The sequence below is a fragment of the Candidatus Hepatincolaceae symbiont of Strigamia maritima genome (assembly GCF_055505085.1).
The window spans coordinates 1-8,430 of record NZ_DBKDTU010000147.1; the positions used below are offsets into that span (position 1 = coordinate 1).

Here is an 8,430-nt window from a genome sequence, read left to right on the forward strand (position 1 = left end):
AATTTTATTTAAAAATGAAACTCTCATAGTGTGATATATTTCTATTGTAGAATAAAAATCATTTACTGAGATGCACTATAATTTAGACATTACTTTTATTGACCTATGTGCCGGAATAGGAGGAGGAAGATTAGGCTTAGAACAACAAAATTATAGCTGTGTAGATTTTGCAGAAATTGATAAAAAGGCTCTACAAACCTATACACTATTATTTAATGAAACTAGTAACGGGTTAGGAGATTTAACTACTCTAAATATAAATTTACTACCTACTCCAGACCTATTAATAGCAGGGTTTCCTTGTCAATCATATTCTATAGCAGGTAAAAGACAGGGGTTACAAGATGCCAGAGGGCAAATAATTTTTGAAATAACCAAAATATTACAAAGAAAAAATATTCCTTATTTTATTTTAGAAAATGTTAAAGGATTACTTAATTTAAATAAAGGAAAAGATTTTGAGTATATAATATATTTACTTAAACGTGCAGGTTATATAGTATATCATAAAATTCTTAACAGTTTACACTTTGGGGTTCCCCAATCTAGAGAACGAGTCTATTTAATAGGAATAAGAAAAAACCTATACTCTACTAATTTTGAATTCCCGATAGGTAAGTACGTTAATTATAATTTAGCTAACTTTCTAAATCTTAGCGGTGAAAAATTAACCCCGAATACTAACAAATATCATACTTTTATAAAATACCTAAATAATAAGTATAATACCGGTAAATTTTCTTTAACCGATCTATTACACATAAATTATACTATTTTAGATACTAGACAAAGTGATTTAAGATTGTATCAAGGATTTTTTTCTACCCTTAGAAAAGGAAGACAAGGGTTACTTTATGTTTATAATGGTAACTTATATAGTTTATCAAAAATTGAAGCATTATTATTACAAGGATTTCCATTAACTATTGTAGAGAAAATAGATACTATTAGCAACAGTACTATTCTTGAACAAGCTGGAAATGCTATGACAGTTAATGTAATTTCAGACATTGCAAAATCTTTAAAAAATTTAATCTTATTAAATAAGAAAGAAAGTATGAGTCTTGCTAAAAGAAGATCTTATTAAATTAGGCTCCCAAACCGCCAAGGCCGGCTTTAAAACCAAACAAATGATTATAGATAAATTTAATAATCGGAAAATCAATACCTTAGCTCAAGCTTGGTTATTAAACATGGGTTATAATTTAGCAGTAATAGAGAATATAATAGCTGTTAAAGTTAAGGGTAGTCAGAAAGCAGATTTACAAGTACAAATAAAAATCATCCTTACTTTTAAAACAGAAATTGATTGTCAAAATATTTCAGTAAAGTTAATCTCAAATCCCAACGGATATAATCAGATTGATAAAAGATGGTTAACAAAATATCAAGATCTTTGGCATATTCCTAATGATATTTTAGAAATCTTAAAATTATACACCGGAGAAACAACTCCTTATATTAATAATCCTAGAGATCTACGGCGAATGTTTGCTAATGAACTTTCTGAAAAAGAGCAAACCTTAGTTTTAGATTTTTTACAAAATAATAAAACATTAATTATTAGTGATCTTATCAAAGGGCGAGGTAGCTTTAGTGCTGAATGGATGTTAGTAATTTATAAAACTTCTTTTGAAAAATATTCCTTACAGCCTATAAATTTTGTGTTAAATTACTATGCTCAGGGTAAGGTAGAAATAACTAAACAAGGTAACTTTAGAATAGGTAGGGTAACCATGCAAAGAAAAGGCGGAGATAATGGTAGAAAGACTGCTAATATGTTGCAATTTAAAATAAATCCTGCTTTATTAATTAGTTAATTTTATCTTTCTTAGTAAAGTAATTTAGAAAATTCTAAAGTATTCCTGCCTTATTATTACTAATATTACAATTATATTTAATCCATAGGCATTTTTAAATATTATCTTTTTGCAAATTGCTCTTATTATAATCTCTTTGATATTTTAGTACCATTACAGTTAATCCGGCACACATAATTAAAGCAATAATTTTAGCTGTTTCTAAATCTAAAGAGAACCCGATAGGAGCATATAAAATATAGGTAAAGACTGCAAAAGTAATAAATAATGCTGGTACTAAAGTATAGTAAATAGGTTTTTTATTTTTTAATAAATACATAGTGGAAATCCAAAGAGAAATACTAGCTAAAGTTTGGTTTGCCCAAGAAAAATACTGCCATAAATATTGAAAATTTACAAAACAGAGCATAATAGAAATTGCAAAGCAAGGAATCGCAATTATAAAACGATTCTTAATAGATTTTTGATTCAACTTAAGATATTCGGCTAACATTAAACGAATTCCTCTAAAAGCTGTATCTCCGGAAGTAAAAGGTAATACTATTACTCCTAAAACCGCAATAGTTCCTAAAAATCCTCCTAAACTCATCAGAGCAATTTTATTAACTACTAAAGAGGGTGTACCTTCTTTAAGTAAGCTTAATAGAGTTTGACCATCTAACAATACAATAGTAGCATATGCCCAAATTAGTGCTATAATTCCTTCTGCTATCATCATACCGTAAAAAACCGGACGTGCTTCAGTTTCATTATTTAGCGTTCTGCTAATAATTGGTATTTGGGTTGCATGAAAGCCCGATAATGCACCGCAAGACAGAGTTAAAAATAATAACGGGAACAATGGTAATCCTTGGGGATGTAAATTATTTAAATTCAGTTCCGGTAAGGGAGCTTTAGAGAAAAATAATACCGAAATTATGATTGCAACTGCCCCAATTATCAAGATAACTCCGAAAAAAGGATAAATTTTACCAATAATTTTATCAACCGGTAAAAGGGTAGCTAAAAGATAATAAGAAAATAAAAATCCGATAATTACTTTATAATCTATCATCGGTAATAAATTATGTAATAGAGTAGCAGGACCAACCACAAAAACTGTTGCCACTAAAATTAATAATAAACATGAAAAAAAGTTTACTATATGTTTAAAAGGTTTTGATAAATAAATAGCAGCTAACGTCGGAAGAGTTCCTCCTTTATTTCTTAGGGATACCACTCCGATTACAAAATCATGAACTGCTCCTGCAAAAATAGCCCCAAATACTATCCATAAAAGAGCAACAGGTCCATACAGTGCTGCAAGAATTGGTCCGAAAACCGGTCCTGTTCCGGCAATATTTAATAAATTAATTAATGAGTTCTTAGGCTTAGACATAGGAAGAAAATCCATATTATCCCGCAGGGTATGGGAGGGTACAGGATTTTTAGAATTTAATCCTACTACTTTAGCAATTATTTTGGAATAAATAAAATATCCCAAGATTAACAAAATCACAGAACTAAAAAAAGTTATCATAAATAATACCGTTATACTCTTTTGTTTATAATAGTATTATACTCTAAGTTCTTGAAATTATATAATAAAAACTTTTATCCAACGGCGTACCTTCACAACGATTCCACAGAACTTCTTTGGTCAATCCTAGGGTGATTTAATATCCATCTATTTTCTGTCTTCAATAAATCTTGATATTCTTTATCTTGTTTTTGATACGACATTATATTTTCTAAAAGTACTGCACTTTCATAGGTAAGATTTGCTAAAATGTGGATGAAGATATTTTTAATTACTCAGTATATGAAAGAACTTCTAATTATTGTATGAAGATAAAAGAGTTCTGAATCTACATAAACTTTTTAGCAATAAACATCAGCTCTTCTACTGTTTTTACTGATTTTTTAAAATTTTCTTTTGATACACTATCAAGTTCTATTTCTATGATTTCTTCTACGCCGTTAGAGCCAATTACTACTGGAACACCAACATACATCCCTGAGACATCATAATTTTTAGTTACCCATGCGGCTGTAGGAAAAATATTTCTGTTATTAAATAAATAACTTTCTGCCATAGCTAAAGCAGCAGCAGCCGGTGCATAAAATGCAGAACCACTCCCTAATAAATTTACTATTTCTGCTCCGCCATTTCTAGTTCTATCAACAATTTTCTCCACAGTTGTTTGACTAATTTTCCCATTCTTAATAAAATGAGCTAAAGAAATTCCGCTAACTGTAGCATAATTTAATACCGGAACCATACTATCTCCATGTCCTCCCAGTACAAAAGCTTGAATATCAGCAATAGCTACATTTAAAGCTTGAGATAAAAAATAAGCAAATCTTGAAGTATCTAACACTCCTGCCATTCCTACAACCTTAGCTACAGGCAAACAACTACTTTGTTGTAGCACCCATACCATCACATCCAGCGGATTAGTAACACAAATTACAAAAGCATTCGGACTATATGTTGCAATGTTTTTACCAACTTCTATCATTACTTTAGTATTATTTTTAACTAAATCATCCCTACTCATCCCAGGTTTGCGAGGCATTCCTGCGGTTACTATTATAACATCTGAATTAGCGGTATCCTCATAATTACTTGTACCGATTATATTAATATTTGTTTTGTGAACAAAAGAACTTTGAGCAAGATCTAATGCTTTACCTTGAGCTACTTTCCCGTTTACATCAAATAACACTATATCTCCTAGTTCTTTTAATAAACTAAGATGAGCTAATGTCCCTCCTATATTACCGGCACCAATTAATGATATTTTTTTTCTATGCATTTTTAACTCCATTTTTTAATAATATTAACCTAATGTTTTAAATTATTTTTAATTATATTTAAAGCAGAACCAGCTTTAAACCATTCTATTTGATGTGTATTATAAGTATGAAGAACTTTAAATGTGTCTTTAGTACCATCACTATGATTTAATTCAACAGTAAGAGGAGTATCGGCATCAAAGGTTACTAACCCTAATATATTTATATTATCATCTTCTCTTATTTTGTTATAATCAGCAGTATTTTCAAAAGTTAGTGCTAACATACCTTGTTTTTTTAGATTTGTTTCATGAATTCTGGCAAAAGATTTAACTAAAATTACTTTCACACCTAAAAACCGGGGCTCCATAGCTGCATGTTCCCTTGATGAGCCTTCACCATAATTTTCTTCACCTACTACAATTGAATCTATATTATGTTGTTTATAGTATCTTTGTACAGCAGGTACCGTATTATATTCTTTAGTAATATTATTTAGAACCTTATTTGTTTCATTATTAAAGCTATTTACTGCTCCTATTAGCATATTATCTGAAATATTATCTAAATGCCCTCTGAATTTCAACCAAGAACCAGCCATAGAAATATGATCTGTAGTACATTTACCACTAGCTTTAATCAGAAGTTTAAGATTTAATAAATCTTTACCATTCCATGCTTTAAAAGGTTCTAGGAGTTGTAATCTAGTAGAGTTAGGATTAACAACAATTTCTATATTATTACCATCCTTAGCAGGAGGAAAATACCCTAAATCTTCTACAGAAAATCCCTTAGATGGGAGCTCATCCCCTGTCGGAGGGGTAAGTTTAATATCAATACCTTGTTCATTTTTTAAAGTATCAGTTAAAGGATTAAATGTTAAAGATCCGGCTAAAACCATTGCCGTAACTATTTCAGGGGAAGCAACAAACGCATGAGTATTAACATTACCATCATTTCTTTTAGCAAAATTTCTATTAAATGACGTAATAATAGTATTAACCTCAGTATTATTATGTCTCTGCCATTGCCCAATACAAGGACCGCAAGCATTTGCTAAAGTAACCCCTCCTATTTGATTTAATATATCTAAAAATCCATCTCTGGCAACCGTATAACGAACTTGTTCAGATCCAGGGGTTATAGTAAATTCAGATTTAATTTTTAAATTATTATCTATTGCTTGTTTGGCAATAGAGGTTGCTCTCGCAATATCTTCATAAGATGAGTTCGTACAAGAACCTATTAACCCAACCGATATATGTTCAGGCCATTTATTTTCTTTAACTGCAGTGGCAAATTTTGAGATAGGAAAAGCTAAATCAGGAGTAAACGGACCATTAATATAAGGTTCTAAAGTAGCTAAATTAATTTCTAAAACTTCATCAAAATATTTTTCAGGATTATTATAAACTTCAGAATCTCCTGTTAAATGCTCTTTAATACCGTCTGCCAAGTCTGCAATCCTATTGCGTTCTGTACTTCTTAAATAGGTAGACATTTTTTTATCATACCCAAAGACAGATGTAGTTGCACCAATTTCAGCTCCCATATTACAAATTGTACCTTTTCCCGTACACGAAATACTATCTGCTCCTTCTCCGAAATATTCTAAAATTGCCCCCGTACCACCTTTAACAGTTAATAAGCCTGCTACCTTTAAAATTACATCTTTAGGAGAAGTCCATCCCCCTAATTTACCGGTTAGTTTAATTCCTATAAGTTGAGGAAATTTTAATTCCCATGATATGCCTGACATAACATCACAAGCATCAGCACCCCCTACTCCAATAGCCAACATTCCTAAACCACCGGCATTAGGGGTATGAGAATCAGTACCAATCATTAAGCCTCCTGGATATGCATAATTTTCTAATACTACCTGATGAATTATACCAGCTCCAGGCTTCCAAAAATCAATCCCATATTTATTTGCAACAGATCTTAAAAAATCAAATACTTCTTTGTTATCATCTTTGGCACTCTCTAAATCTTTTATAGCTCCGTCTTTGGCAAGAATTAAATGATCACAATGAATGGAAGACGGAACTGCTACTTCTTTACGCCCTGACTGCATAAATTGTAATAATGCCATTTGTGCTGTAGCATCTTGCATTGCCACCCTATCAGGTTGAAATTCTACGTAAGATATCCCTCTTTTATAATTTTTCATAGAGCTTTTATATTGCTCAGACATATGAAAATATAAGATTTTTTCCGTTAAGGTTAGCTCTCTATTTAGTTGTGCTTTTATGTCTTTTAATTTCTTAGGAAATTCTTTATACATACGTTCTATCAATTCAAAAATTAACATATTTCCTCCTTTTCTTAGTATCTATAATTTTAGAGTATAGAGTACCCGATTTTACCATCAAACTCCCTTAGAGTTTCTAATCCTAATAGTTTATAATGTTCTGCTATTTTTAACCCTAACTGCAGAGTCTGAGATTCTTTAATCTCCTCTTTTGAGAGTAATCTTAATATATAACTATTAATACATTCTGTATACTTAGAACCTTCCGGAAAGACATTAGTTCCTCTATTAGCAATAACCTCTAAATTAAAGTTTTGAAAATTATCTACTAATAAAGCTTTAATTTGCTTTAATATTTCCTCAGTACTATTTATACTCTCAATAAAAATATCCACTCCCTTACAAACATCTTTAAATTTTTTACGAATTAACATAGTAGGAGTATTATTTATTTTCTTAACATTTTTACCCAAAGTAATTGCTTTTTTAGATAAATTATCTAGGGTATAATCATTATCTGCTATAGTCGTCGCCCTCTTAATAATTTCTTCGCCGTATTCCATAGTTGATACCGCAACATTACTAGATTTAAGATCTGATGTATGTATTTTATCTTTCAAGGTTTGCAATAAGGCAAGTTCTATTTTTCTAGCTTCTTTATTAAAACCTAAAAAGTTTAACATCATTAATCCGCTTAATAATAATGCCGTAGGATTAGCTGAATTCTTACCTATTTTATCAGGAGCAGTACCATGAACCGCCTCAAAGATAGCAATATTATTACCAACATTTGCAGAAGGAGCAAAACCTAAACCTCCTACTAAACCTGCACATAAATCAGATACTATATCTCCTTGCAGATTAGGCAATACAATTAATTTATACTGATTAGGTATTGTTACAAGTTTCATGCATAAATCATCAACAATCACATCAGATACTTTAATATTAGGATACTCTTTAGCAACCTCATAAAAGGTTTCTAAAAATAAGCCATCAGTAATTTTCATAATATTGGCTTTGTGCCCACATACTACAGCATCTATTCCTTGTTGTTGAGCATATTCAAAAGCATACTTATGAATTTGATAAGAACCAGGACTTGAAATAAATCTTCTGGATATGGCTAAGTCTGAGGTTACTAAATGTTCTACCCCGCCATAGGTATCTTCAAGATTTTCTCGCATAATAGTTAAATCAATAGGAATATTAGCTTTACTATAAATAGTATCAACCCCTGGAAGTGTTTTAAAAACCCTACAATTAGCAAAAGTTCCCCACATTTTTCTTCCTGTTACATTAATACTTCTATTACCCCCTCCTTTTGGGGTTTCCATAGGTCCTTTAAACAATACTCCTAGCTCCTCTACGGTTGCCTGAGCTTCAGGTGTCATTCCTAATTTATGACCTTTTAAGAAAGTATCCCTTCCCATATCAATATAATGATAATCAAGCTGAACCCCTACTTTATTAAATATATTAATCACAACATCCATAATTTCAGGACCAATACCATCTCCTTTAGCTACTGCAATAGACTTTTTCATTATTATTCCTTTAAAATATATAGTTACTTTA

The 8,430-nt window shown here is 30.8% G+C and carries 6 protein-coding genes; 2 read left to right on the forward strand and 4 right to left on the reverse strand.

Translation table 11 applies throughout. The annotated features are described in order from the left end of the window. The first annotated feature begins 70 nt into the window (after window positions 1–70). Together dcm and ACQCX0_RS03795 are read left to right on the forward strand one after the other, a co-directional pair. A complete protein-coding gene (gene dcm / locus ACQCX0_RS03790; RefSeq protein WP_462562846.1) occupies window positions 71–1,087 on the forward strand; it encodes a DNA (cytosine-5-)-methyltransferase in 1,017 nt (338 codons plus the stop codon). Continuing rightward, the gene (locus ACQCX0_RS03795) at window positions 1,065–1,820 is read left to right on the forward strand and encodes a PDDEXK family nuclease (RefSeq protein WP_462562847.1); all 756 of its coding nucleotides are present in this window, start codon (window positions 1,065–1,067) and stop codon (window positions 1,818–1,820) included. Before dcm ends, ACQCX0_RS03795 begins: the two co-directional genes overlap by 23 nt. Before the next feature lie 94 nt (window positions 1,821–1,914). Here ACQCX0_RS03795 and ACQCX0_RS03800 read toward each other — a convergent pair whose 3' ends face one another. The 4 genes from ACQCX0_RS03800 to ACQCX0_RS03815 all read right to left on the reverse strand — a co-directional run bounded on the left by ACQCX0_RS03800 (window position 1,915) and on the right by ACQCX0_RS03815 (window position 8,399). After that, the gene (locus ACQCX0_RS03800; RefSeq protein ID WP_462562848.1) at window positions 1,915–3,339 is read right to left on the reverse strand and encodes a carbon starvation CstA family protein; all 1,425 of its coding nucleotides are present in this window, start codon (window positions 3,337–3,339) and stop codon (window positions 1,915–1,917) included. Between the two features lie 328 nt (window positions 3,340–3,667). Continuing rightward, complete coding sequence (mdh, locus tag ACQCX0_RS03805) at window positions 3,668–4,618, reverse strand: malate dehydrogenase (protein ID WP_462562849.1); 951 nt, start codon at window positions 4,616–4,618, stop codon at window positions 3,668–3,670. A gap of 29 nt (window positions 4,619–4,647) precedes the next feature. Further along, a complete protein-coding gene (locus ACQCX0_RS03810; protein ID WP_462562850.1) occupies window positions 4,648–6,912 on the reverse strand; it encodes an aconitate hydratase in 2,265 nt (754 codons plus the stop codon). Between the two features lie 29 nt (window positions 6,913–6,941). Further along, window positions 6,942–8,399 carry an isocitrate/isopropylmalate family dehydrogenase gene (locus ACQCX0_RS03815; RefSeq protein WP_462562851.1) on the reverse strand — a complete coding sequence of 486 codons (1,458 nt, stop codon included), beginning with the start codon at window positions 8,397–8,399 and terminating at the stop codon, window positions 6,942–6,944. Window positions 8,400–8,430: the final 31 nt, after the last annotated feature.